28 protein-coding genes are annotated in these 23,532 nt (G+C 64.4%); 11 read left to right on the top strand and 17 right to left on the bottom strand.

Annotated features, from left to right (window positions below):
* Positions 1-50 precede the first annotated feature (50 nt).
* The gene (locus ACZ50N_RS14460; RefSeq protein ID WP_277243744.1) at positions 51-509 is read left to right on the top strand and encodes a winged helix-turn-helix transcriptional regulator; all 459 of its coding nucleotides are present in this window, start codon (positions 51-53) and stop codon (positions 507-509) included.
* A gap of 219 nt (positions 510-728) precedes the next feature.
* Here ACZ50N_RS14460 and ACZ50N_RS14455 read toward each other — a convergent pair whose 3' ends face one another.
* Positions 729-1,352: a TetR/AcrR family transcriptional regulator gene (locus ACZ50N_RS14455; protein WP_464473136.1), complete on the bottom strand. Its 624-nt coding sequence runs from the start codon at positions 1,350-1,352 to the stop codon at positions 729-731.
* 124 nt (positions 1,353-1,476) lie between these two features.
* Between ACZ50N_RS14455 and ACZ50N_RS14450 the strand changes: the two genes are divergently transcribed.
* Positions 1,477-2,214 carry a hypothetical protein gene (locus tag ACZ50N_RS14450; RefSeq protein WP_464473135.1) on the top strand — a complete coding sequence of 246 codons (738 nt, stop codon included), beginning with the start codon at positions 1,477-1,479 and terminating at the stop codon, positions 2,212-2,214.
* 7 nt (positions 2,215-2,221) lie between these two features.
* On the opposite strand, the gene ACZ50N_RS14445 is transcribed toward ACZ50N_RS14450, so the two are convergent.
* From ACZ50N_RS14445 to ACZ50N_RS14430, 4 genes are read right to left on the bottom strand one after another with little or no spacing between them, the layout of a single operon-like run.
* Positions 2,222-3,076: an SDR family NAD(P)-dependent oxidoreductase gene (locus ACZ50N_RS14445; RefSeq protein ID WP_464473134.1), complete on the bottom strand. Its 855-nt coding sequence runs from the start codon at positions 3,074-3,076 to the stop codon at positions 2,222-2,224.
* A complete protein-coding gene (locus ACZ50N_RS14440) occupies positions 3,073-4,575 on the bottom strand; it encodes a flavin-containing monooxygenase (protein WP_464473133.1) in 1,503 nt (500 codons plus the stop codon). Before ACZ50N_RS14440 ends, ACZ50N_RS14445 begins: the two co-directional genes overlap by 4 nt.
* A 45-nt stretch (positions 4,576-4,620) precedes the next feature.
* Positions 4,621-5,244 carry a TetR/AcrR family transcriptional regulator gene (locus ACZ50N_RS14435; protein ID WP_277243737.1) on the bottom strand — a complete coding sequence of 208 codons (624 nt, stop codon included), beginning with the start codon at positions 5,242-5,244 and terminating at the stop codon, positions 4,621-4,623.
* Positions 5,245-5,304: 60 nt separating this feature from the next.
* A complete protein-coding gene (locus ACZ50N_RS14430; protein ID WP_464473132.1) occupies positions 5,305-5,724 on the bottom strand; it encodes a hypothetical protein in 420 nt (139 codons plus the stop codon).
* 1,262 nt (positions 5,725-6,986) lie between these two features.
* Here ACZ50N_RS14430 and ACZ50N_RS14425 point away from each other — a divergent pair.
* The 4 genes from ACZ50N_RS14425 to ACZ50N_RS14410 all read left to right on the top strand — a co-directional run bounded on the left by ACZ50N_RS14425 (position 6,987) and on the right by ACZ50N_RS14410 (position 10,890).
* Positions 6,987-7,361: a hypothetical protein gene (locus ACZ50N_RS14425; RefSeq protein WP_052764966.1), complete on the top strand. Its 375-nt coding sequence runs from the start codon at positions 6,987-6,989 to the stop codon at positions 7,359-7,361.
* Positions 7,358-8,506 (top strand): PrsW family intramembrane metalloprotease, encoded by a 1,149-nt coding sequence (locus ACZ50N_RS14420; protein ID WP_464473131.1) that lies wholly within the window; start codon positions 7,358-7,360, stop codon positions 8,504-8,506. The genes ACZ50N_RS14425 and ACZ50N_RS14420 overlap by 4 nt, the downstream gene beginning before the upstream one ends.
* Before the next feature lie 316 nt (positions 8,507-8,822).
* Complete coding sequence (locus ACZ50N_RS14415; protein ID WP_133414108.1) at positions 8,823-9,323, top strand: DUF2510 domain-containing protein; 501 nt, start codon at positions 8,823-8,825, stop codon at positions 9,321-9,323.
* A 1,036-nt stretch (positions 9,324-10,359) separates the two neighbouring features.
* Entirely contained in the window at positions 10,360-10,890 is a 531-nt protein-coding gene (locus tag ACZ50N_RS14410) for a DinB family protein (RefSeq protein ID WP_464473130.1), read from the top strand.
* A 53-nt stretch (positions 10,891-10,943) separates the two neighbouring features.
* Here the strand turns inward: ACZ50N_RS14410 and ACZ50N_RS14405 are convergent, their stop codons facing one another.
* Both ACZ50N_RS14405 and ACZ50N_RS14400 read right to left on the bottom strand, forming a co-directional pair.
* Positions 10,944-11,960: a hypothetical protein gene (locus tag ACZ50N_RS14405; protein ID WP_464473129.1), complete on the bottom strand. Its 1,017-nt coding sequence runs from the start codon at positions 11,958-11,960 to the stop codon at positions 10,944-10,946.
* Positions 11,961-12,099: 139 nt separating this feature from the next.
* Positions 12,100-12,426 (bottom strand): GNAT family N-acetyltransferase, encoded by a 327-nt coding sequence (locus ACZ50N_RS14400; RefSeq protein WP_464473128.1) that lies wholly within the window; start codon positions 12,424-12,426, stop codon positions 12,100-12,102.
* A gap of 252 nt (positions 12,427-12,678) precedes the next feature.
* Between ACZ50N_RS14400 and ACZ50N_RS14395 the strand changes: the two genes are divergently transcribed.
* Complete coding sequence (locus ACZ50N_RS14395) at positions 12,679-13,194, top strand: AAA family ATPase (protein WP_464473127.1); 516 nt, start codon at positions 12,679-12,681, stop codon at positions 13,192-13,194.
* A gap of 64 nt (positions 13,195-13,258) precedes the next feature.
* Here the strand turns inward: ACZ50N_RS14395 and ACZ50N_RS14390 are convergent, their stop codons facing one another.
* The 4 genes from ACZ50N_RS14390 to ACZ50N_RS14375 all read right to left on the bottom strand — a co-directional run bounded on the left by ACZ50N_RS14390 (position 13,259) and on the right by ACZ50N_RS14375 (position 16,134).
* Positions 13,259-13,465 carry a hypothetical protein gene (locus ACZ50N_RS14390; protein WP_464473126.1) on the bottom strand — a complete coding sequence of 69 codons (207 nt, stop codon included), beginning with the start codon at positions 13,463-13,465 and terminating at the stop codon, positions 13,259-13,261.
* 541 nt (positions 13,466-14,006) lie between these two features.
* Complete coding sequence (locus ACZ50N_RS14385) at positions 14,007-14,720, bottom strand: cation efflux transmembrane domain-containing protein (protein ID WP_464475647.1); 714 nt, start codon at positions 14,718-14,720, stop codon at positions 14,007-14,009.
* Positions 14,720-15,043, bottom strand: coding sequence for an ArsR/SmtB family transcription factor (locus tag ACZ50N_RS14380; RefSeq protein ID WP_464473125.1), 324 nt, complete (start codon positions 15,041-15,043; stop codon positions 14,720-14,722). Before ACZ50N_RS14380 ends, ACZ50N_RS14385 begins: the two co-directional genes overlap by 1 nt.
* Positions 15,044-15,171: 128 nt before the next feature.
* The gene (locus ACZ50N_RS14375) at positions 15,172-16,134 is read right to left on the bottom strand and encodes an AraC family transcriptional regulator (RefSeq protein ID WP_464473124.1); all 963 of its coding nucleotides are present in this window, start codon (positions 16,132-16,134) and stop codon (positions 15,172-15,174) included.
* A 160-nt stretch (positions 16,135-16,294) separates the two neighbouring features.
* Here ACZ50N_RS14375 and ACZ50N_RS14370 point away from each other — a divergent pair, with 160 nt between their 5' ends.
* The 3 genes from ACZ50N_RS14370 to ACZ50N_RS14360 all read left to right on the top strand — a co-directional run bounded on the left by ACZ50N_RS14370 (position 16,295) and on the right by ACZ50N_RS14360 (position 17,910).
* Positions 16,295-17,059 (top strand): NAD(P)H-dependent oxidoreductase, encoded by a 765-nt coding sequence (locus tag ACZ50N_RS14370; RefSeq protein WP_464473123.1) that lies wholly within the window; start codon positions 16,295-16,297, stop codon positions 17,057-17,059.
* Positions 17,060-17,167: 108 nt separating this feature from the next.
* Positions 17,168-17,500, top strand: a complete 333-nt coding sequence (locus ACZ50N_RS14365) for a type 1 glutamine amidotransferase domain-containing protein (RefSeq protein WP_464475646.1) — start codon at positions 17,168-17,170, stop codon at positions 17,498-17,500.
* Positions 17,428-17,910 (top strand): type 1 glutamine amidotransferase family protein, encoded by a 483-nt coding sequence (locus ACZ50N_RS14360; protein ID WP_464475645.1) that lies wholly within the window; start codon positions 17,428-17,430, stop codon positions 17,908-17,910. The genes ACZ50N_RS14365 and ACZ50N_RS14360 overlap by 73 nt, the downstream gene beginning before the upstream one ends.
* A 275-nt stretch (positions 17,911-18,185) precedes the next feature.
* On the opposite strand, the gene ACZ50N_RS14355 is transcribed toward ACZ50N_RS14360, so the two are convergent.
* The 6 genes from ACZ50N_RS14355 to ACZ50N_RS14330 all read right to left on the bottom strand — a co-directional run bounded on the left by ACZ50N_RS14355 (position 18,186) and on the right by ACZ50N_RS14330 (position 22,834).
* Positions 18,186-18,875 (bottom strand): hypothetical protein, encoded by a 690-nt coding sequence (locus ACZ50N_RS14355; RefSeq protein WP_464473122.1) that lies wholly within the window; start codon positions 18,873-18,875, stop codon positions 18,186-18,188.
* A gap of 429 nt (positions 18,876-19,304) precedes the next feature.
* Positions 19,305-19,520, bottom strand: a complete 216-nt coding sequence (locus tag ACZ50N_RS14350; protein ID WP_464473121.1) for a DUF6461 domain-containing protein — start codon at positions 19,518-19,520, stop codon at positions 19,305-19,307.
* Complete coding sequence (locus ACZ50N_RS14345) at positions 19,495-20,001, bottom strand: DUF6461 domain-containing protein (protein ID WP_464473120.1); 507 nt, start codon at positions 19,999-20,001, stop codon at positions 19,495-19,497. Before ACZ50N_RS14345 ends, ACZ50N_RS14350 begins: the two co-directional genes overlap by 26 nt.
* Positions 20,002-20,058: 57 nt before the next feature.
* Positions 20,059-20,481 carry a RidA family protein gene (locus ACZ50N_RS14340; RefSeq protein WP_464473119.1) on the bottom strand — a complete coding sequence of 141 codons (423 nt, stop codon included), beginning with the start codon at positions 20,479-20,481 and terminating at the stop codon, positions 20,059-20,061.
* Positions 20,478-21,509, bottom strand: coding sequence for an acetamidase/formamidase family protein (locus ACZ50N_RS14335; protein ID WP_464473118.1), 1,032 nt, complete (start codon positions 21,507-21,509; stop codon positions 20,478-20,480). The genes ACZ50N_RS14340 and ACZ50N_RS14335 overlap by 4 nt, the downstream gene beginning before the upstream one ends.
* Positions 21,510-21,652: 143 nt before the next feature.
* Positions 21,653-22,834 carry a benzoate/H(+) symporter BenE family transporter gene (locus ACZ50N_RS14330; RefSeq protein ID WP_048422474.1) on the bottom strand — a complete coding sequence of 394 codons (1,182 nt, stop codon included), beginning with the start codon at positions 22,832-22,834 and terminating at the stop codon, positions 21,653-21,655.
* A gap of 62 nt (positions 22,835-22,896) precedes the next feature.
* Here ACZ50N_RS14330 and ACZ50N_RS14325 point away from each other — a divergent pair, with 62 nt between their 5' ends.
* Entirely contained in the window at positions 22,897-23,424 is a 528-nt protein-coding gene (locus tag ACZ50N_RS14325) for a type II toxin-antitoxin system RelB family anti-toxin (RefSeq protein ID WP_046361263.1), read from the top strand.
* Positions 23,425-23,532 lie beyond the last annotated feature (108 nt).

The following is a 23,532-nucleotide window of genomic DNA, read 5'->3' as shown; positions in this document are numbered from 1 at the left end:
CCCCGCCGACATCGTCAGAGCTGCAGGCGTTCACCGCCTAGGATGTGACGATGCGCACCGACCCGTGGCTGGACGATTCCTGCCCGATCGCCAGAGGCATGGCGGTGATCGGACAGCGGTGGGCGGTACTGATCGTGCGCGAGGCCATGCTCGGCCGGACCCGATTCTCGGAGTTCCGCGAACAGCTCGGCATTGCCTCGGACGTCCTGAGCGCGCGGCTGGGTGAGCTCGTTGCCTCGGGGGTGCTCGAGCAGGTGGAGTATCGCGAGCCGGGGGATCGGACCCGTAGTCGCTACGAGCTGACCGCGGCCGGCCGGGACCTCGGTGTGGTGCTTGCCGCTATCGGGCAGTGGGCCTACCGGCATGGCGATCCCGCCAAGGGGGCGAGCCACCGTTTCGTCGAGGCGTCGACGAACCAACCGGTGATCGCGGGTTTCCGGCGTAAAGACGGCACGGCCGTGGCGGATGTCGACGTTCGGCTCATCGAACGCCCCGTCAAGCGGCGCTGACGTCAGGGGTACTGCGACGACGCTGCCGCGATCAGCGTGTACCGGTTGCCGAAGTCCGGGTAACGGCGCAGCATGGTGTCGATCACCTCTGTTGCGGATGACGACGAGGGCACCGCGTCATCGAAGTCGAACCTGCCCGGGGGCCGTCGTCGTCGGGTGCGTCCGGGTCTCGATGGGCCGAGTACTGGCCGGTAAGAGTTTCCGTCGGTGCAGCAGTGGTTACGGTGAGTCCGCCCGCTTGGGGATGCCCACCGACTGAAGTGCGCCCAGCACGATGTGGACCGACGAATCGACGAGCTCCTCGTCGAGCGGGCGATTCTCCAGAAGCGCACGCATGTATGACGGCGCGACCAGTGCCTCGATGAGCAGGTGGGCGTCGGTGTTACTCGCGATCTCTCCGCGGTCGATCGCCCGTTCGACGATCAGCCTGGCGTCAGTGAAGCGTGCGTCGAAGAATGCGGACTTTCCAGCCTTCACCGAGCCGTCCTCATCGTGATCGATGGCTGCGGCACTTCGAACCACGCGCAGCACTTCAGGCCTGTTCAGTAGTGTGACGATCTGCGTCAGCAGCGCGCGAAGGTCGCCGTCGAGGGTTCCCGTATCGGGCAACGGGTTATCGGTCTGCGTCAGCTTGAGCAGTGCGGCTGCGGTGAGGTGGTTGATGGTAGGCCAGCGGCGGTACACCGTGGTCTCTGCTACACCGGCGGCCTGGGCGACGCCGCGGATGGTGAGCCCCTGATAGCCGACGTCGAGCAATTGTGTCAGGGCGGCTTGGGCGACAGCATCCTGGACGCGGGCAGACCGACCGCCTGGGCGTCGCCGCGGATTTCTCGATCCGTCCACGCCTGCATCCTTTCTGACTCGAGGCCGCCCTGCGGTGTCTGCATTGAGGTTGCGGACGTTGACGGGCATGCCGGCGTGACCTACAGTTTCTAACGCTAGACACCATAGCGTTAAGGAGCTGGTGATGCCGGTGGCCGAATTGGCGATAGCCGCGAATATCGGCGGTGAGAAGTTCTCGCGTTCTGACGTACTGGCATGGGAAGACAGGCGAATCGACGCCGCAGCGAAGAAGATCGGAGTGGTAGCACCCTCGCCCGGTGAGGTGGCCGCCCGCCGCGAGGAGTTCGTTCAGATCAAGCGGGCGCTCGGCAACGATGAACTACACCGGCGCCTGACCCGCAACGCCACGATCGCGAACCGGATGGCGACCGTGCTGGCCAGTCTCAGCGGTCGGCGGCGCCTGTGCATGACCGAGCTGTTCGTGCCAGGGGGTTCGGCTGAGCAGTTCACCGCATGGTTCAACGACATCACCTTTTCCTCCAACGAGTACGAGCTGGTCCGTGCGTGTCCTGACCACTTCGTGCTCCGGTTCGTCGGAGGCAGGCAGGAGGTGCTGGAGACCAACGGGGGCAGCCCGTTGACCGCACTTTTCGACATCGACTACGGCGACGTCTCCTCCATCACCACACCCGTGGACCCGGCATTTCCCTATCGGCTCGACGGGGTGGCGGTCGGGTCCAACGGCAAGCCGATCGGCGGCGTTCGTCACCAGTTTCGAGACACTCCCGACGGCATTCACGCGCGTCTTCTCGTCGAATTCCCCCTGGCCATGATCGGAACGGTCATCCGTGGCCATCGCTGGCACCTGGCGTGCGAGTTCTCCAACTGGATCGAAGCCGCGCTCGCGGCGAACAAGGCCTGATCGAGTCTCAGCGCTCGTCGAGCCGACGCACCCGTTCGGCGATGCCCTGATCTCGTTCCATGCGCAGGTCGAACAGCGGGTTGACCAGACCCCGCAGCGCCGCCACCGGGATCCAGCGTCGGGGCACCTGGATACGGGGCGACCGCCGTTCGATGCCGTCGGCCACGGCTCGTGCAACCCGTTGCGGCGCGATGGGTTTGCGTAGGGGAGACGGTGTGGCGCGGTGCACGAGTTCGGAGGCGATCTCGTCACCGCCGAACGCGACGTCAGCGATGGGGGTGGCGATCCACCCCGGGTACAGGACGCCTGCCGAAGCGCGGTACGCGGCGAGTTCGGTCCGCAGGGACCGACCGAGCGATTCGACGGCAGCCTTGGACGCCGCGTAGGGCGCGTTGGCCAAGCCGTTGACGTAGGCGTAGGTGGACGAGGTCAGCAGGATGTGACCGCGGCTGTCGATCACCGCAGGCAGGCTGGACCGAACCGTGTTCCACACCCCCTGCAGGTTCACACCTATGACCCGTTCGAAGACACCGTCTGGAGCGCCGGAGATTGTGAATGCTTGTGCGCCACTCGAGATCCCGGCGTTGGCGATCGCGATGTCGAGGGCGCCGAAGGTGTCTCGGGCGGCGGCGACCGCGGTGAGCATCGCATCGGGGTCGGTCACGTCGGCGCCGAGGGCGAGGGTCCGCTCGGCGCCCAGGCGGCGAGCAGCGGCGTCGACACGGTCCTGCTCCAGGTCGACGAGCACGACCGCCGCGCCGCGGCGGTGCAATTCTTCGCACACCGCCGCGCCGATGCCGCCGGCGGCACCCGTGACCAAGGCGACCGATGCGCTCAGATCGATACGTTCGGAGCGGGTCATCGGATGATGTGGTGCTCGGGCCGAAACCGGCGTGCCAGCCGGCGAAAGGTGAACGAGAAGCCGGGGAACATCGCGATCACGTGGCCGGACTTCGACTTGTACCAGGACTGGCAGCCGCCGGTGTGCCAGACGGTCCGTGTCATCTCGCGGTGGACCATCGCTGTGTAGTCGTTCTCGGCAGTATCGGTGACCTCGATCGTGGTCGCCCCGGTGCGTTCCACCGCGGCGATCGCGCGCCGGATGTACTCCATCTGCGCTTCGATCACGAATACCGCACTCGTGTGGCCGATTCCGGTGTTGGGTCCCGTGACGACGAAGAAGTTGGGGAATCCCGGCATCGTCGTGCCGAGATATGCGCGCGGGAACTCCTGCCACAGGTCGGTCAGCTTCACGCCACGCGCCCCCACGACCGGATAGGAGATGACCCCGTCGGTGGCGTCGTATCCCGTGGACCACACGATCAGGTCGAGATCAACGTGGTGACCGCCGGTGGTGACGATGCCGGTCTCGGTGATCCGGTCGATCCCGTCAGTACGGTCGTGCAGGGTGGTGTTCGGTGCGCCGAGGGCGGGATAGAGCGTGTTGGACAGGATGATTCGCTTGCAGCCGATGGTGTAGACGGGGGTCACGGCGGCGCGCAGGGCGGGGTCGGTGACCTGTCGGTCGATCAGAGCGCGTGCCTTGTCCTCGGCCACTTTCTTGAGCGCCCAGCGCGAGTACTTGAATCCGATCATTCTCGTCTCGAGGCCCCAGTAGATGGCGGTGCGGACGATCCTGTGGACGAGGCGGTTTCCCAACAGTCGGCGTTGCCGGGGCGTGAACACGCGGTCGTGGCGGGGCATGACCCAATGCGGTGTGCGCTGGAACACGTGCAACTCTGCCGCGTCGGGCTGGATCGCGGGGATGACCTGAGCGGCGCTCGCCCCCGAGCCGATGACCGCGATGCGCTTACCGCGGTGGTCGTAGGTGTGATCCCAGTCGTTGGTGTGGAAAGCCCTGCCGCCAAAGAGTTCCCGGCCGGCGAAGTCGGGAACGACGGGCGTGCTGAGCGGACCGGATGCGTTGATCAGGTACCGTCCGCGGAACTCTCGTCCATCGGCGGTCGAGACCGTCCAGCCGTTGTCGATCCACCGCGCCTCGGTGACCTCGGCGCCGGTGCGTATTTTTGCCCGCAGGCCGTGCTTGTCCAGAACGTGATTGGTGTAGGTCTGCAGTTCAGCTTGCTCGGCGAACATCCGCGACCACGAGTACGGCTCTGAAGCAATGGAATACAGCGGCGACTGCACGTCCACTGCGGCGCCGGGATAGGAGTTCTGACACCACGTTCCCCCGGCGAAGCTGCGCCGTTCGAGCATGACGAAGTCGTCGATGCCGAGTCGGCGCAGGGTCATCGCCGCGCACTGCCCACCGAAACCACTGCCGATGATGATGGCGCGATGCTGCTGGAGATCTGCGTTGATCGAACTCACCCCCGAGGTGAAAGTGATGTTGATTGTCATCACATTAGCGGCTGCGCGGGGCAGGTCTACCGAAGGTGACTCAGATTACGTGTCCTCGGGGCTGATCCTCGCGGCCACGCTGTCGAGGAAGATCTCGAGCGCATCCAGGACGTCGTCGCGGGGCGCGGCGAGACCGCCGGCCACCCATGTCATCACGACATGGCTGATCCCACCGATGAGAGCACTGCCGACCCACGGTTCCAGCGCGCGGGGGAGAGCGAGCGGATGGAGCGAGGCGCCGACCAGCAGTTCCCCGAAGCGTGCCATGCGACCCAGGTACGTCTGCTCGACGATGGGGCTCACACCGAGGACTTCGAACCACACCACACGGGCCAGGCGAGGGTCGTCGGCGACGACTGTCAGGAAGGATTCCAGGCCAGGGCGCACCTTTTCGCTCAGGGCGTCTGAGCTGCCGAGTGTGTCGGCCACCGCGGCCTCGAGCCGGTCGAGGCATTCGGTGTAGACGGCGATGAGCAGTTCCTCCATGCCGTGAAACTCGTCGTAGAAGTACCGATCGGCGACCTTGGCCTCGCGACAGACCTCACGGACGGTCGCCGTCCGATAGCCCCGCGAGCCGAAGATGGACAGCCCCGCGTCGAGCAACTGGCGGCGCCGCCGGGCCGCTCGTTCGTCGCCGCTGACACCCCCGTACGATCGCTGCCCCTGCATGGAACCCATTGTGGCCATCCGCCATGCGCGGCGTTGCCCAACCCCCGTCAAGCCCTGGAATCAGGCGCTGGTGATGCGCGGCTTCCTGCCGGTGCAGGGAGCCGCCGATTCGTCTGCGGTGTCCGCGTCGTAACCGACGAACGTCGATTGGAAGAGGCCCTGGGCAGCCCGGGGGCCGAAGCTGAGTTGCCATCGCGATCGACCGCCGCCGACGACCAATGGCGTCGGATAAGCGATTGACAACGTAGCCGCTTGCGGCACCAAAAGCCGCGCGATGATTTCCGTGTTTCCGTCGCAACTGATCAGGATGTCGAAGTACGAAACGCCGCCCTGATTGGACAGCTGGATGCTGCTGATGCAACACGTCCGACTCGATTCGTCCTCGAGGCTCGCGAACGGAGCGCCCGGGCCCCATTCGTTGAACCACCAGAATGGTCGTTCCGGCCGATTCGGCCAGTGCGTGGTGTTCGGACCGCTCATAGGTCGTGAGGCTATGCCGTCAGGGATCGCGCCGCAGAGATTCAGTCTCCAACCCCTGCAGCACAATACGTCACAGTGACGAAAAAGTCGCCAGCAGGCGGGAGGAGCACACGGCAGAAAGCGGCGCCGCCTCAACGACTTTGGGCTGGTTCATCACACGCACGCCAGAGTCAGATCAACGCCGGGCCCGCCGAGGGCGAGAGAGCCTTGCCGGCGATCGCTCATCAGGGCGATGGCGACGTCGGGTGTCGGACGGAGTGTGACGGTTCACCAAGACCTAACACAGCTGCCGGAGCACTCATCAACACCAGATCCTGGGCCCTTTGCGCCTTTCCCTGCCGCGGACGATGTGTCCGCTAACACTGCCCACTTATTGGGCAAATCCGAATCAACATAACTGACGGTGTTGCCAATAGCTAGTGGCGAAATGTGACATCGCCCGCCAAGGCCGACGCAACTCTGGCGCGGTAGGGACGTTGCGAGCACTTCTATCCGGCGCGGCCTCTCGGGCGCGCAGAGTTCCCGGTGCGATGCTGCGATCTCGGGCCTGGGCTGACCGGGTAGTAAAAACATTGGGGGAGAGGCATTACCGAGCATCTCGTCACTGGCGTGATAGTGCGATGTCACGCCGAGATCGGCTAGGTTTCGGGGCACGGTCGCTCGCGGAACCCGCATTGCGTGTGAACAAGTCAGTCCTGCAGAGAGCCAACAATCGTAGGAGGCTCCGAACCCTCAAAACCACTCCTTGGCAACTAGATACAAGAAGGTCACCATAAACTCGCGTAAGAATCACACCGAAATGCCAGTACAGGTTGCTGACCACGCGCGTGCAGATGTACTGTCTGTTCAGCTGTCACCGCAGTACGCGTCTGTTCCGGCGAGCAATCTTGTCAAAATGTGTCAGCAAAGCTGTTGGACTTACGTATGTGCCTGTGCTGAGCCCGAGTCGGGCGACTGCCGACGAGGTTTGGGAATTGGGTTTGGCGAGAGGGGTTGGTGTCGGGGGCATCGTCGTCACCAGTTCCGCCCACTGTCACACAGAAGGATCAGATTATGGCCGCAGTCTGGCAGACACCTCCCCACATCCGACGGCGATGACAGCGATGCGTCAAAAGCGCGCAGCCGCAGCCCTTGTCGCCGGATACATCGTGTTGGTGTCGATACCTGACATCGTCAAAGCCAGTGTGCCAAGCCCCCCGGTAACAGCCTCCTCGGATCGCTCTACAGCGACCGTGCAAATATTCACCGACCAGGGAGCAGGCGTGAGTATCACAGCACCCACGGGCTGGGACATCGACAACTCCGGCAACAGCGCAACCCTGCGCAACGGCGACGCTGTCTCTATTCTCGAGATCTTCGACCGCGACGGACGGGAACCCGACGCCGTCACCGAACGGCTTATTCGCGCCCACCACGTCTCCGGCATCTCTTCGGTCCTCGACGGCGGCACCATCGCCACCCGCGGCGGAAACCTCACGGGCAGCACTTGCGTCGCGGTCACGACAGGGCGTTTTGGTACCTGCGCCGTCCTCGCCGATGACGATGTCATTGTGTCCGTCATCGCCCTGGGCAACGCGACACAGCCGGCCCCGTCCCTGGCTGATCTCACCTCCACCTTGACCAGGCAGACCTCATGACCGCCGACATCTCCGCATCGACCCTGCGGGTGCGGCCACCGCTGTATCAGCCTGACTCCGCTGTGTTCTGGCTATTCGTTGCCCTGCTGACCGCCTCGACCATCGAGCTGGTGGTCCACGACGGCCCCTCCATCGCTGAGACCATCAACGCCGAGGCAGCGCTGTCGGGGTTATGGCTGGCGTTTACCGCATTCCTCGTATGGCTGCTCCTGCGGTTCGACCCCTTCCGCAGCGTGCGCGCCTACCCACAGGTGCTCGCTGCCGGCTGCGCACTCGGTGGCACCGTGGCGATCGGCATGGCACGCGAGGGCAACGCCACGTTGTCTACGATGTGGTCCCGAGTTCTGCCGCCCGACATCGCCTCCGCTTGGGATGCGGCGCTGTGCGCCCCGTTCGTCGAGGAAACCGCCAAGGCCTTTTGTGCTGCAGTGATTCTGGTTCTCGCGTCCTCAGTCTTCAACCGCATCTCACACGCCCTGCTTCTGGGCATGTTCGTCGGTCTGGGCTTCGGAATCATAGAAGACCTCGAATACAATGTCGACGAGGCGATTTCGAGCTTGGACTCTGATATCGCCGGAGCTCTCATCAGCCTCGCGCTGCGGGCATTGACCGCCGTGCCCGCGCACTGGGCCTACACCGCATTGGCGACGGTCGGAGTGCTCCTCCTTCTACCCACATTCGCACAACGCCAGACCTGGTCGGTGGGCCGGCGCACAATTACCGCCGTCTTACTGATAAGCGCCGCCATGTTCATGCACTTCTTCTGGGACTCACCGCTGCTGGGCGGTCTCGGTCTTGTGTCGATGGTTGTGAAAATGGGCGTCAACCTCGCCATCTTCCTCACGGCCGTTTTCCTGCTACTGCGCAGCGAACGAGCGTGGATCCGCTCGACAATCCGCACTCGCACCGACGTGTCTTACCCCCGAGAACTCGTCAATTCGCTGCCCACGCTGAGGCAACGACGGGCCTACCGGCGCGCCCAACGTAAAGAGCACGGTCGGGCCGCGGGCCGCGCCGCGCGCCGCGACCAAAAAGCGGCCCTCGACGCGCTTCAAAGGCCCCCCGCACCTCAACCCCACGCCACGAACGGCACCGCAACGTCGCAGAATGGCTCCGACACAGCACCACTCGCCAACAGGCAATGATGGGCATCTCCGAATCGCACGGAATCCTCGTCATCGAGCCGCTCAATTCTCCGTCGCCGCGAGACAACCGCCCCAGGATTCTCGAGTCAGCGAGTGGCGCTAGACAAGCTGGGAAGCTTTCGCCCTGCTTTCACACTCAACATTCAGCACATAGAAGCTGTTGACGCACTCGCTCACTGCCGCAGCACATCTCGCCCCGTCGCCGTTGGAGTTGCGGCGGGTCAATCGGCTAACCCGCTGATCGCCGGCGCACCGTAGTGGCCGGTGGTGGAAACTTCTGCGCGAGAGGTGGTCCGTTTCTGGTTACGCTTTCTCGGTGACACAGCACGGCAACGCTCCCGCGGGCTGGTACGACGACGGCACCGGTACAGGCGCACAGAGGTGGTGGGACGGGCAGCGCTGGACCGAGCACCACACCCCGCCGCCGCATCGACCCGCGTCCTACCCGGGCCACCCGGTCGCGCCGGCGCAGCTATCGTCGCCGTGGGCCAGCTACCCCGGCGCGCCCGGCCCGGAGCGCGCCCGCTCGCGGAGGATTCTCCCGATCGCGCTGGCGGTGGTCGCAGTGCTCGTCGTCGCGTTCGTCGCGTACAGCTTTTTCGCCCCCGGCGACGGTAGGACCCAGTGGTACGACGAGGGCTACGCCGCAGGCCGCGACAGCGCCGTCAGCCTTTACACCTTCAGCGGCAACGCCGAATCGGCGTGTAATTTGGCGTTGATCGACAAGATCAAATTAGGCGACTCGAAGAGGACCTGGCGAGCCAAGGAGCTCAAACGCGGGTGCCTGCAGGCGGTAAAGGACTTAGGGGATAAGTAGGATTCGGTGCGCTGCGAGACCGCCGGCGCCGTGTGGTGATTGAAGCGGACCAACCGCTCCGTGCGGCGACGGCGACTGGTGAGACGCAATCCTGGCTGGTGTCGAAATTGGCCTACATGATTCAGGATCCTCTGACCAATTACTCTGCGATCAACACTCATTCGTTTGAATGAACTTTTCGCGGGGTGACTGCTCCAATGACATGGTGGTGTCGGCCCTTACACGCAATGATCAACGCTTTCATAGCGTCCGGATTCCGCGTGCCACCTCTTGGTGAACCGCAACCGGTCCCCGCCGCCAGGGACCGGTTCCCAAACGACTTCGAGGCCTTGGCAACCCAGCCGAACTTCCTGTTGCAGTTGGCGTCGCCGCTTTGTCCCGCGGTCAGACACCAACGGCGACGACAGGACGTAGGCGGCGGCCTGATCAGGCGTTAGCCGGCCGCCCGCGGCCAGCGATTATGCGGCAGGGCAGTGCGCCCCTATGAGGTGTCTCGTTTCTCCAGAACTGAGACACTCCCACTGTCTGTGCAATGCTGCGGGCATCGAGAGTCGAGTTAGCAGGTCCGCTACCCGCTACGATCATCGGAACGGCAGCAGTTCTCGCAGCGCGATCGAGCTGTCCACGCCGATCATCACGAGAGTATTTGCGTTGGCCGCATCGAGCTGGATGACAAACTCTCGGCAACGCCCACACTGTGCGCCAGTACCGTGCCGTGCCGGTTCACCGCCACCATTCGCACAATCTCGCTCTGACCTGCGGTAAGCATCGCGGCCGCGGCTGAATGCTCAGCGCAGAAACCCAGCGATGACGCAGTGTCCACGCACATACCCACGAACACATCGCCGTTAGCCGCCCCAATCGCAGCACCGACAGAGCCGCACGCAGCGGACTCAGTTAACTGACGCGGCGCGACCACGGGCCGTGCCGCGGCGAGCAGCGCCTCGAAACCACTCACCGCCTGAGGAGGCACCTACTACCACCGTGTCACCAAACCCCTGTCCAACACCTGAACAAAAGAAAGTGAGTAAATCCCATGCCCGACAACCAAATACGTAACGGCACCGAGCGGTTGATCATCGAGAATCTACTGGACCACAACCGCACGGCACTCATCGAGACTGCCCGCGGCCTCTCCGAAGCCCAAGCCCGACTCCGACTTGTTGCATCGCTGACAACGCCCATCTCCCTGATCAAGCATGCCGCTGGGGCAGAAAGGATTTGGTTTCAGAGGTTCTGGGCGGGACTGGACGAATCCGAGTGCGATGGATACTCACGCCGTGACGAAGGCACCTTCGCGGTGACCGACGACGAATCGCTGGCCGACGTCATCGCCGAGTTCGAACGCGCCAGCCAAAAATCACGAGAGATCGCGGCCAGATTCGACCTGGACGACACCAAAGACAACCCTCGAGAAGGGACCGTCACCATGCGGTGGACTCTCCTGGCCATGATTCAGGAATTAGCCCGCCACGCCGGACACGGAGACATCCTGCGCGAGCAGATCGACCGACCCATCCCCACGGAACCCTGGCGTCGAGGTGGCGACACCATCCCCGCTACCTGAGACAGGAAGTGATTGATCGCAGATCTCTAGAAATGAGACGGCCCCACAGCCGTTCAGCAGTCGTGTGTGGCCGGTCGCACGTCGTGCGGTCGGAGCCTTTCACGCATCAATGTTCTGTGGGCTGCCAGTAGTAGAAGGATGGCGCCAGCACCGAAGATTAGGTTGCTGATCAGGTCGACAGAGGGGGAGGCTCCGTCGACGGGGACCGTGGGGAAAGCCATCCACACGTAGGTCAACGTGGCACCGGCGGCGACTCCGAAACGATGTTGTGCATCCCAGCCGCGTTGCCGCGACCACCGAGACAGCACGGGGATGCCGGCGCCGACGACCAGGCACCAGATTGCGACGCCCGCCCATTCCTGCCATCGGCCGCCACCGAGGCCGGCGACGGCCCAGTACGCGCTGGTGGCGCCTAGTGCCGCTAGCCCGGCCAGCCTAGGGGCCGGGGCGTCGGAACCGACAGCGGGCAGCCGTCGAGACCGGATCGCGAAAGCGGCCATGATTAATGTGGCAATTGCTGCACCGATCAGGACTTGCGGTAGGGCGGGCCCTAAGAAATGGGATTCGTGATAGTTGCCCCAGAACACGAAGGCGGCACCGAGAAGGTAGATCGCACCGACGACGACGAGTCCGGTTGGGCTCAGCCACGGAGTTTCTCGGCGTCGCGGCTCGACGAGGGTCTCGACGAGCGCGATGGGGACGCAGATGCTCCACACCGCGTGCAGCGCCAGCACCGTTTGGATGAGCGCGACACTAGTTCCTAGTGCGGGAACGTAGGTGGCGGTGTGGATGCCGCCGACACCGGGATAGGACTCGTTCCACAGGAGCTGGTCGAGCGGCCCCTCTTCAATGAGGGCGTAGGCGCAGGCGAAGAGCGCGATGGTGGGCCATCCGCTGCCGTAGCGGCGGCCCAGTTCTCGGATGAGGACGGCGCCGCCGCCGTACATCGGGGCGAGGGCGATCCCGTAGAACAATCCGGCGATCGAGATGTTGCCCAGCACAAATTCCCCGACGAAAGGCGCCAGGAAAAACAGGCCTACGACCGGAGCGAGCCGCCGCCACCGAGACATACCGCAGACTTTACTGAAGAGCATCTAGGCGAGACGGCACCTGCGATGAGCTGGCGAAGTTCGCTCAACCGCAATTTTTCGCTGCTACGCCGAGACAAGAACTGAGCTGTCTACATTTTCTAGAAACGAGACAGGCCAGTCATCGGAAACGTTTGATCAGTGCGAGCCCTAGCGGCCCGTTGCCTTGTCCGTCGGGACGGAAACCTTTGCGTTCGTAGAGGCGCTTGGCGGGATTGCGGACGTGGACGTTGGTGCACATCGCGTCATGATCTTTGGCGAGATCAGCGAAGAGCGCGTCGAGCAACATGCGGCCGATACCGACACCGCGGTGTCCTTGTGCAACGGCGATGCACAGCTCGGGTAGCGGCACACCCGCCGCGTCGCAACGCAATGGCAGGCTTCCGTGATAGGTCCACACCGCACCAAGACGTGTACCGCTGCAATCCTCGGCGATGATCGGCGTCACCCCGGCAGGCGGGAGCACCTCAAGCACCTGACCGTCGTCGGGGGTCGGGAAGGGGCCGGTCCTCGATGACGCAGGCGTGGCGTGCCATCTCGCCGACGAACGATTCATCATCGGGAGTCGCTGCGCGAAGAACCCTGCGCGGAGGTGTCATTGCCGGATTGTGGCAGACGCCGCGTGCAGCTCACACCTTGTTTAGCAGGGCGAACGCCTTGTCCGCGGGATCGGCAGTGGCCTTACTGTCGGTGTGTGATTGTGTGGATCAACGGCACCCATGGTGCCGGCAAGACGACGACCAGCACTTTGGTGCAAAGGCTGCTGTCAGACTCACGGGTGTTCGACGCCGAGACGGTCGGAGAGGTCTTGATGGACATCACGCCGGGGCTGCCCGAAACCGACAACTTCCAGCACTGGCCGCCCTGGAGGCCACTCGTTGTGGAGACCGCTCGCCGGGTCCTCGAATACACCGCGGGCACCCTGGTGATTCCCATGACGGTGCTCATCGAGCAGTACTGGCGAGAAATCCACTCAGGACTCACCAACTATGGAATTCCTGTACAGCACTTCGTTCTTCACGCCGACCAGGACACACTTCGCCGACGCATCGAGGGCGACATCGAGATGGGCCCCTCATCTTTCCGTCTAGACCACCTGCCGGTGTACGCCGAGGCGGCTCGGACCTGGCTACACGCCGAGGCCCACGTCATCGACACCCAAGACACGACCGCCGAACAAGTTGCCCGAACCATCGTCGACGCCGTGAAGATTTGAGACAGGATGTGATCGACCTCGAAACTCTACAAACGAGACACGGCACCACGTCGATAGGCGGCGCTTAACGTGCGGCTTTGAGGTTGCGCACTGATGGAGCAGCGAGTGCGCCGAGGGTGAGTACGGCCCACAGGATTGCGCCTGCGATCGCGACATGGGTGGTGCAAAATGCAGCGGCGATGGGGACTACGGCTAGTTGGCCGAGCGGGACGGTGGCGAACGAGCCGAGGTTGTCGACGAGCTGCGGCAAGATTCCGCGCAGTGCTGGCATGGTGAACGCGACGCTGCACCAGTAGCCAGGGGCCGGCGGGGGACTGTCGAACCGCTAGTTCGACTGCTTCGGCGCGGTGGGAGGCGAGCAGGTTCGCCCTGAGACGGACCGGCTCACCACCGGTAAGTAGTCGATACATCACCTACATAACGTCACAGTGACGAATTATACGATTCACGTTGGGGACCCCGAAGGCGCGGAGCGTCCGCCGCTGTCAGGTAGTTCTGGACTGTCGATCGAATTGTCCGGCGCTATCAGGTAGGTCGTGACTTTTTGACTCGGCCCCTGGGGGTGCGCCCGCGAAAAGCCTGCAGGTGCATGCACGGAGGCCTTGGGTGGGCGGAACAGCAGGTAGTTCTCGAACCTTGGGCGAAAGATCAGACACGCAGGAAGCAATGCCGGATCCGGGTGGAGCCAAATGACCTGTCGTCGCAGAACTTCTACCGATAAGCCACATTATGTCAACTCGTAAACTTGTTATTCCTATCCGCAGTGCCAATGGCTACCTACCCCGCAATCAACCGACCACAGCACAGCGCCACTAGAACCAACGCGGGCCACTAGTCACACACTCGCAATCATGTTGAGCTGCAACAGTTTCTTTCGTCGGCGGTGTCGTGCAGCAGGTGTCACCCTTCCAGGCGTTGATACCTTCTTTGGTGGCGATGACGGCGATGACGAGCGCCGCAACCGGGTCAGCCCAGGACCAACCGAGAAGGCTATTCAGCAGCAGTCCCACCAGCAGCACCGCCGACAGGTAGGTGCACAGCAGAGTCTGTTTGGAATCGGCAATCGCAGACAGCGATCCGAGTTCACGCCCGGCGCGACGCTGCGCCCAGGACAGCACCGGCATTACAGCGAGGCTGACCCCAGCTAGCACGATGCCGATGATCGAATGGTGGGCCTCCCCCATGCCGAACAGTGACCGGGCCGCATCGACGGTCACGTAGAGGGCCAACCCAAAGAAAGAGAACGCGATGATGCGCAAGGCAACCTTCTCGCGAGCCTCGGGATCGGCTCCCTTGAACTGCCAGGCCACCGCCGCTGCGGAGGATACCTCGATCACCGAGTCCAAGCCGAAACCGATCAGCGCCGTCGACGAGACCCGGCTGCCCTCGGTGAGGGCTACTGCGGCCTCAATGACGTTATAGCTGATCGTCGCCGCCACGAACCACCGGATCCGACGCGAAAGTAGTTGGCGCCGTTGCTTACTCAGGGTGGGGCGCACACTGGGCAGCCCAAGCTCGGAGGCCATCAGCAGGTGCATCCGTGCTCGGCGCAGCAGGACGGATCGACCGCGAGAACCAAACCCAGGAGATCATCCAGAGCATGCCCGATGCGCGAATCGGCCAGCTCATATCGGGTCCTACGACCCTCGGGCACCGCGACCACCAGCCCGCAACCACGCAGACATGCCAGATGATTGGACATCGTCTGACGCGAGACCCCGATCGCCTCGGCTAAATCAGAGGGATGCTGCGGCGCTTTACGCAAAGTCAGCAAGATCTGCGTGCGAGTGGCATCGGAGAGGGCATAGCCGAACCGGGCCAACGCATCGGTGTGCACCAAGGTCTCCACGCCGACGACGATACATCAAACGCTGTACTCACAGGAAGTTGCATCCTGACCAGACCCTAGGAATACAACCGTTCTTGATACGGAAGATATCCAGTGCCTTTCGCGCCAGGGATACAGCAATGTAGGGGTCAGTTTTCAGCCGATGCGGACACCTCGGATCTCGCCGCAAGAAACGCGGTTCGGTATCTGCCCGGTGGAACGCCCTGCGACCGAGCGAAGGTCCGATTGAACGCATATTCCGAGGTGTATCCGACGTCACGGGCTATACGTGAGACCGGTAGCGCGGTGAGCCGAAGTTTGTTCGCGGCCAGTTCCATTCGCCATTTCGTCAGGTATTCGGCCGGCGGGCACCCCACCTCCGTGGTGAAGCGGCGCACGAGCGTCGCACGAGAAACTCCGGCGGTTCTGGCGAGAGTTTCGAGCGTCCACGGATGCGCCGGATCACGATGAATCGCCGTGAGCGCCGCGGCGGCGACAGGATCAGTTAGTCCGCGTAGCCAAGACGGCGGGTGTTCGGCCTCGCGACTCGATTCGAGCCAAACCCGCAAAAGCTGAATGAGCATGATGTGCACGATGTGGTCGAGGACCGCGCTGGCACCTGGCCCGGGGTGAGCCAACTCGTCACCTAGCAGCTGCAGCGCACTTCGCAGAGGCGGCGGCGCTGTTAGCGCTGGAACGTGTACGACATCCGGCAACAGGCCGAATGCATTGAACGCCGTCGCCGGATCGTGTCGGAAAGCCGCGCACAAAATGCGCGTAGCCGCCGGCTGACTGCCCACCGGTAGGTTCTCGCCGGCCCTGACCGCTGCCGCCGCGCCGTCGTGGTCGAAAGGTAACACCGGAGCGCTGGGGTCACTGGCCAGCACATGGGTGGCGCCGCTCGGCAGCAGCACCAGATCGCCGGACACAAGAGATAGCGGGCCACGACCGTCCATCAACAAACACGCGGCACCTGCCGTGACCGCGTGGAATGCTGCGCCGGGCATGGCATTTGCATCCATGAGCATCCCCCAGCGCCCCCCGGCGACCACGCTGGCAGCCACCGAACCGCGAACGGACGCCCGCTCGAGGACGTCGGTCAACGTGTCCATCGCTCGAGGGTATTACCGAAAGCTTCAACGAAACGGAGTTTTCGATCCGATCAGACAAATAAATGAGCTCGTCAGTCATCGCGGAGATCTGCGCTGCGCTATAGCGTCAACGGGGCCGCAGATCGGCAGAAGAATACCCAGCGCTTCACAAGGAGAATCAGTGCGAGTTCTCATCGTCTTTGCCCACCCGAACCCGACGTCGCTGAACGCAACGCTGCGTGACCACGCTCGCAGTGTGCTGCAGCGCGAAGGGCACGACGTCCAGGTATCAGACCTCTACGCGATGAAGTGGAAAGCCGTCGCCGACGCCGACGACTTCCCGTCCCGAGACAGCTCGGCGCCACTCGACCTCGTTTCGGCGTCCGGCGAGGCCTACCTCGCCGGTTCCCAGACGCATGACGTCGCAGCCGAACAGGAAAAGCTGCTGTGGGCGGACGCCATCGTCTTCCAATTCCCCATCTGGTGGTACGGCGTTCCGGCGATCCTCAAGGGCTGGGTCAACAGGGTGTACGCGTACCACTTCGCATATGGTTACAAGGACGGAACCAACGCCTATCGCTTCGGTGAAGGCATCCTCGCCGGAAAGCGAGCATTGGTTTCAGTGACCGCAGGCGGGCCCGCCGCCGATTACGGGCCCCGCGGAATCAACGGCCCATTGGAAGAACTCCTGTTCCCCTTCACGCACGGCGCACTGTTCTACCCCGGGATGGATGTGTTGCCGATCTTTGCTGTGCATGGCGCGATGTTTCTTGACGATCACGGGGTTCAGCGCGCCCGGGAGGCGCTCGAGCAGCGGCTCACGGGGCTGTTCACCGACACACCCACCCCCTTCCGCCGCCAAAACGGTGGCGACTACCCCGATAGGCACACGCTGGCAGCGGATGTCGCTCCCGGGGTCTCCGGTCTGGCGGCCCATCTGGCGTAGATATCGCTGCCCGAATTGGAAAGCCGCTGCTACCCGTAGGAAGCGCCGCGGTTCGAGACTCCCGTAAACGTAGGGGCATTCATGATTGATGGAAGGCGTCGCGTCGTGATGCCATTGCCGGACAACGACTTCGACACCACCGAAGCCGCCGTATCGTGGAAGGCATTCGTACAAAGTGGCTGTGAGGTGATTTTTGCCACCGATTACGGGCGCGTGCCTGCGTGCGATCAGCGGCTGCTGTCGAGTGGCTGGTTCCATCCTCTGCCGGCGCAAGAGGAAGCCGTAGTGGCCTACGACGAGATGGTCCAGACGGCAGCGTTCTTGTCGCCGATCACTTATCGCGCGATCGAGCCGACGATTTCGATGCGATACACCTTTCGGGTGGGCACGCCAAGGGAATGCGGCAGTATCTCGACAGCACGGTGCTGCAGAAGAAGGTGATCGATTTCGTGCGGGCCGACAAGTTGGTCGGTGCGGTGTGCCACGGAGTGCTGGTGCCCGCCAGGGCCATCGACCCTGCCACGGTGCACCGGCGGCGCCGGTCGCGCCAGATTTCCCGGTCGCTCCGGCGGTGCCGACGTTCCCGGCGGCTCCGTCACGGCCTTTTTGTCCTTGGGTGCCGTCGGCGCCGGTACTGCCGTCGGCCCCGCGGGTTCCGTTTGCGCCGCGTTCACCGTCAGCAACGCGCCCGAACAGGCCACCGCGCCCGCCTAAGCCGGCTGCCCCGCGCGTGCCGCCGGCCCCGCCGGCGCGGCGGTAAAGGAGGAGAGGGCGGAAAGAATGAGTACCGCCCCGTTCCCGTTAACGGCAAACGCGGCGCCGATGGCCGAGTAATCATTTCCCCCGCGTGAAATCAGCCGAACGACACATCGATTGAGCATGCGACGTCATCATCCGTCCTACGGCAACCCCATGTCCGCGCGCACCCGACAAGGGCCAGCTCGAACTGCCCCTCGATGTAGGGGCGAAGCACGGGTTGCGATCAGTAGGTCAGCCTCGCCGACAGCACGATGACGACCGGTCCATGCGGACTTCTCTTTCGAACGCTGCATATTCGTGTGCACATTGACGTCCTCGAGCGGTGCCCGATGGGCGTTGGGCCGCTCGACGTGCCGATAGACGCCTACTAGGGGACGTTCTCGATTAATTTTGATTCATACGCCCCCGCCGTGACATAGAACTTCGTTGAAGCTCCTCCCGCCCAGCTGGCCCCTGTCCCGAGGATGCCGGTAATCGGTGCAGCGATCGCGTAGATGACGCCGGCTGCTCGCGGCCTCGTCTCGGAAAATTGCGAAACCAACGCCGATTCAAGAGTGAAGACGCCTTGCGCGGCGACGTTGAGGCCCCGCGCCACCACATTCGACACCTGCGCAAATTCGTAGAGCGCCCCCGAGGTCGTGCCGTAGAAGATCTCCGCGGTGACGAATCGCGGAGTGACGTCGGGCGAGTTCTGGACAACCTTGACGGATTTCCACACTTCGGCGACGAACTCTTTCTCGTCGGCGGCAATCGACGCACCGCGGTTCACGATCGCCTGGTTCTGCGCCTTGATCGCTTGCTCCTGTGCGGCAAGCTTCGCCGCGAAGTCAGGAGTGTCGTCGGCGGCTGCGGCCAGCCGAATGGCCCTATCCTTCAGACGTGTAATGGCATTGGACGCGATGCGCGGCTTGGGCGATGATCTCCGGGACGCCGCTATCGATCGCGATGTTGCGGCCGGGTTGCGGCTCTGCCTGGACGCAACCGGTGATTCGGATTGTGCGTCCGCGGTTCCCGCCTGGTCAGCGGCGGCAGTGGTGTTGGATGTCTTGCCCCGCACTCGCGTAGGCGCACCCGATGCCTTGTGCGGCTTTTGTGACGATCTCGAGGGCTGTGCGGTCGCGCGCGACGGCGCAGCCGCTGCTCGGTGGTGAGCCGGCCCGGGTGAGCCCGGGGAATGCGCTGTGGTGTCTGCATGAGCGACACCCTCCCCGCCGGCCAACGCAGCGCCGATGCCCAATGCCAGGGCGCCCGCAGCCATCCAGGAATATGCCCGCAACTGCCGCTCGGCTGGCATGCACAACCCCCCCCAGGAACTGCAGCGCAGTTCGCTACAGAGTCTGGAACGTAACACGTCAAGCAGGAGCGAGAGGGGCTCTTGCCAAGCCTGACGTGGTCGCCGCCGCGAATCTTTCGGAGTCGCACGGTGCGCGCTGCTCCCCCGCCGGCGTTGCCTTGGCCGTTGCCGCCCCGCGGCAGCCGACGTCGCCTACCACGCGGTCGGGTTGCGCCAGGTCTGGTGCAGGGCGTGTCGGTAGCGGTGCTCGTCCTCGGGGCTGGGTGTCGCGACGCAACCGGTGGTGAATTCGCCGTGCTCGAACAGCGCCGCTGTGCATGCGACGCCCGTGATCCGTTGTATCAGGGCAAATCCGGCTGCGTCATGGTCGACGTCGGCGGGTTCACCGTCGGGGTTGTTCAGCGACACCCCCCACGTCGTCGATGTCGGCGAGCAGCTTGTCCGGGTCGGCGCCGAATCTGTCGTGGTGAAACAACAGGTCGATATCGATGAGCAGTGCTCCGTCGAGCCACCAATGAAAACGGTAGGCGGCGTTGACGTTGCGGAAGTGCGAGACAATGGTCCGCCCTGGGGAAAGCGGTCCGATCAGTCGTTCGGTCACCCCGATGAAGCCGTTGACTTCGGCCATCACGACCCAGCCGTCGCCCACGCCGATGAGTCCCACGAGGGTTTCGACCGGATCGTAGGCCTCAACGGCGCGAGCGTGGAACGCGTCGAACCCGTGCGCGACGTCGATCTTCGTGGCGCTCAATGAGGTGAGGACCCGCTCGACGGTGGTGTCGCTCAACGCCGTCACGCAATATGCCTGAGCCCATTCCGGGCGCCAGTCACGCCACCACGCGAAGTCCGCCGACGTCGTGCTAACAGGTGTGTTCCTCGCTTCTCTCATCATGGGGTGCTGAACCAAGCGGCCGCCGCGGGCCGCCGATCCAGGCCGTCCCGAACCTCAGGTTGAACCCCAGCCGCCGCTGCGCCAGCACACCCAGTCGATTTCGACGCGCGCATCGACCGCCAGGCCGGTCACCCCGACACAGGTCCGGGAGGGCAACCGGTCCGGAAACCAGGCGGCATACGCAGCGTTGAACGCCTGGTACTCGGACCAGTCGGTGAGATATGCCCGCACCGAGACCACATCGGCCAGTCCCCCGCCGCACAGCTGTGTCACCCGCAGAAGATTCCTCAGCACCTGGTCGGTCTGAGCGGCGATGTCCTGACTGACCACCGATCCCGTTGTGTCCGTCGGCATTTGGCCCGTCACGTACAGTGTCTCGCCGGTAGCGGTGGCGTGCACGAAAGGGGCCACTGACGGCGGAACTCCGTCAGCGGGGGTGAACGCGAAGGGGCGAATCCCACCACCCGTGGCGTTCACGCCGCGCTCCCCCATTTGCCGGTGAAGGACCGCTTGTCGATACGCGCATGCACGCCCTGGCGCTGATCGACGACCTGCGTGACAGTGAAGTCCACCGCCACCGACATGTACGAGTACGCGTCGGCGCGGGAGAGGCCGTACAGCTGCTGCAAAAGGTCGAGCGCGCGCACCGCCGCCGCACGCATCGCTTCGTCGAGGCTGTCGCCGAAGCCATGGACCAGCAGTTCGGTCGACGTCTCCAGCACCGGCACCGTGAACGGCAGGTCGCGGCGCACAGTCAGGCGCAGCAGCCCGTTCAACGACGCCTCCAATGCGGTGCCGCTGATTTCGCCGTCACCTTGAGAAACATGTGGGTCACCGATCGACAGTAATGCGCCGGCGACGTTCACGGGGTAATACATCCGGCCGCCGACGCCGATTCGCCAATTGTCGATGTTTCCTCCGTGGTCGCCGGGCGGCACTGACGACACCCGTCCGGGGGTTGCCGGTGCCACCCCCATCGTGCCGAAGTGCGGTCGCAGTGCGACCGTGACGCCAGGCAGCGCCGGTTCTCTTGTGACGCTTCTCGGTTCGACGACCGTTCCCGGTTGGTCGGCCAGCGCCGTCGTGGTCCAGTCGTAGCCAAAGAGCGCCCGTCCTTTCAGCGCCGCGGTGTCGAGCTCGTAGACGGTCACGCGTTCGGCGCCCGTGAGGTCGTAGAGATACCCCCAGTGCGCCGCCAGATTGGAGCCGTAGGGCAGGCGCGGAGTGGCTTCCAAGATGTCGACCTGCAGCACGTCGCCGGGGCGGGCGCCGGTGACCGCGACGGGACCGGTCAATAGGTGCGGCCCCGGTCCGCGATCGCAGACCTGATCGAAGACGGCTCGAATCTCGCCGTCCATCAGGAGATCTGGCGCGTCTCCGGCATGATGGGTCAATGCTTCGACGGCCACCAGGTCGCCCGAGTTCACCGCGAGCACTGCAGGCAGAGCCGAGTCGAAGTACCCCCAGTGCACGGTCGCCGGAGTGGCTGGCAGGACGTGATACATCGGCACATCATGCCAGTGGAGCCGGTGTGTCGCACGGCGAGCGAACCACCGCGCCTTGCCGGAACATCAGGTGGCAACGATACTAAAACGTCTGTGCCTCAATAGTTCACGATCGCCGCCTGACCTGCAGTCGATGTCGAGAATCAGGCTCGGGTGCGCAGTGTCCGGCGGAACAACCGGTGCACGATCACCCCCACCAGCAGCGCCCAGAATGCCGCGCCGACCCCGGCTACGGTTGCTCCCGATGCGGCGACCACCAGCGTGACCGCAGCCGGCAGGCGTGCCGACTCGTCGGACATGGCGCCGGCGCACGCGCTGGCGAATGCACCCAATAGCGCCACCCCCGCAACCGTCTGCACGAGCCCGGCCGGCGCGGCGAGCACGACGGCCGTCAATCCCGTCGAGACCAGACCCAGTGCGCAATAGACCGTTCCGGTTGTGACGCCGGCTATCCAGCGACGCCGGGGATTGGGATCGGCGTCCGGCCCGGCGGCCAACGCGGCGCTGATGGCGGCAAGGTTGACGGCGTGACCGCCGAATGGCGTCGCCAACAGGGAGGCGACTGCTGTGACCGTCAGCGCCGGGCGCCAAGGAACGTGGTAACCGAATCCCGCCATGACGGCGACGCCCGGGATGTTCTGCGCGGCCATCGTGACGATGTACAACGGTAGCGCGATGCCGATGAACGCCGACACCGTGAGGCTCGGCGCGGTCACCTGCAGGTGCGGGGTCCACGACGATGCGGCGGGCACCGCGTGGTCTCGCGCCAACGTCACCGCCAGCACCAGGAGCGCGACGCCGAACGCCGCCGGTACGGCCCAGCGTGGCCGGGTCGCCGATACGATCAGCCATGCCACCAGCACCGGCGCAATCACCACGGGATCGCTGGCCAGTGCGGTGACCGGAGCGATGCACAGCGGCAGCAGTACCCCCGCCAGCATCGCCTGGGCAACGGAATGGGGAATGCGGGCCACGGCGCGGGCCAGCATCGGCCACAGTCCGGTGGCGAGCAGCAGCACGGCGGTGACGGCGAAAGCGCCGACGGCAGCTGGCCACCCCCCAGCCGCCGCGCCGGTGCTGATCAGCAGTGCAGCCCCCGGCGTCGACCACGCACACGTGATCGGCATGCGAAATCTCCACGACAGCAGGACCGATGCCGCGCCCATCGCCAAGCTCACCGCCATCAGGCCCGACGCCGCCTGCTCCTGATCGGCCCCTACCGCACGCAAACCTGCGAGCACCACCGCGAACGACGAGGTGAAGCCGACGAGCGCGCACACCACGCCGGCGCCCACCGGCACCGCCTTCGAGACGTCCTGATCCACTCTCGCAACCCCTCGTTCTGTTTACGGAACGAGTTCCGTGAACAGAACGTAGCATCGGTGAGGTGGATGCGGGAGACGTCGGTCGCCGGCTGCGCGAGCTACGGTCTGAGCGCGGACTCAGCTTGTCTGAACTCGCCCGTCGCGCCGGTGTCGGCAAGGGCTCGCTATCGGAAATCGAAGCAGGAAAACGGAATCCCACGGTCGAGACCCTCTATGCGCTGTGCGCACCCCTGGACGTGCCTCTGACCGCGCTCGTCGGCGAGACGCCCGGCGCCCGCTCGGCAGCAGACGGCGGAATGCGCACGGTGTTGCTGTCTGTGCGGCACTTGCCCCGGGTCACCGTCGAGGTGTTCCGACTCGAGTTCCCCGTCGGCGCAGATCATGTCTCGCCATCCCACGGCGCGCGCACCCGCGAACATCTCACGGTGGTGGACGGGCGGGTGCTGGCCGGACCCGTTGGCGAGGAGACCGTAGTCGATGCGGGGTCGACTCTGAGTTGGTCGAGCGGTCGACGCCACCGGTTCGCCGCCGTCGACGGCGCCGCTGAGGCGGTAGTGGTGATCACCACCCCGCGGGCACACCCGAAGTAGTCCCGATGGGGACGCATGGCAGCCCGAGGTCTTCCTCGAAGGACTGGTGAAGCGCGACTGGACCCGGCTGGTAAACCGCTTTGCCGCAGGACGCAGCGGATCAGTGGA

It is taken from the genome of Mycolicibacterium obuense, from assembly GCF_055397605.1.
Note: the sequence above shows the minus strand (reverse complement) of the source record. Positions and strands in the feature narration are given on the sequence as shown.

Excerpts from the sequence above, each read along its gene's own strand:
- ACZ50N_RS14440 (WP_464473133.1), bottom strand. The coding sequence starts at position 4,575 with ATGACAATCAACATCACTTTCACCTCGGGGGTGAGTTCGATCAACGCA.
- ACZ50N_RS14460 (WP_277243744.1), top strand. The coding sequence starts at position 51 with ATGCGCACCGACCCGTGGCTGGACGATTCCTGCCCGATCGCCAGAGGC.
- ACZ50N_RS14365 (WP_464475646.1), top strand. The coding sequence starts at position 17,168 with ATGCCATTGCCGGACAACGACTTCGACACCACCGAAGCCGCCGTATCG.
- ACZ50N_RS14405 (WP_464473129.1), bottom strand. The coding sequence starts at position 11,960 with ATGTCTCGGTGGCGGCGGCTCGCTCCGGTCGTAGGCCTGTTTTTCCTG.
- ACZ50N_RS14450 (WP_464473135.1), top strand. The coding sequence starts at position 1,477 with ATGCCGGTGGCCGAATTGGCGATAGCCGCGAATATCGGCGGTGAGAAG.
- ACZ50N_RS14385 (WP_464475647.1), bottom strand. The coding sequence starts at position 14,720 with ATGGCCTCCGAGCTTGGGCTGCCCAGTGTGCGCCCCACCCTGAGTAAG.
- ACZ50N_RS14410 (WP_464473130.1), top strand. The coding sequence starts at position 10,360 with ATGCCCGACAACCAAATACGTAACGGCACCGAGCGGTTGATCATCGAG.
- ACZ50N_RS14435 (WP_277243737.1), bottom strand. The coding sequence starts at position 5,244 with ATGCAGGGGCAGCGATCGTACGGGGGTGTCAGCGGCGACGAACGAGCG.
- ACZ50N_RS14375 (WP_464473124.1), bottom strand. The coding sequence starts at position 16,134 with ATGGACACGTTGACCGACGTCCTCGAGCGGGCGTCCGTTCGCGGTTCG.
- ACZ50N_RS14390 (WP_464473126.1), bottom strand. The coding sequence starts at position 13,465 with ATGCCAGCACTGCGCGGAATCTTGCCGCAGCTCGTCGACAACCTCGGC.
- ACZ50N_RS14345 (WP_464473120.1), bottom strand. The coding sequence starts at position 20,001 with ATGAGAGAAGCGAGGAACACACCTGTTAGCACGACGTCGGCGGACTTC.
- ACZ50N_RS14420 (WP_464473131.1), top strand. The coding sequence starts at position 7,358 with ATGACCGCCGACATCTCCGCATCGACCCTGCGGGTGCGGCCACCGCTG.
- ACZ50N_RS14335 (WP_464473118.1), bottom strand. The coding sequence starts at position 21,509 with ATGTATCACGTCCTGCCAGCCACTCCGGCGACCGTGCACTGGGGGTAC.
- ACZ50N_RS14430 (WP_464473132.1), bottom strand. The coding sequence starts at position 5,724 with ATGAGCGGTCCGAACACCACGCACTGGCCGAATCGGCCGGAACGACCA.
- ACZ50N_RS14445 (WP_464473134.1), bottom strand. The coding sequence starts at position 3,076 with ATGACCCGCTCCGAACGTATCGATCTGAGCGCATCGGTCGCCTTGGTC.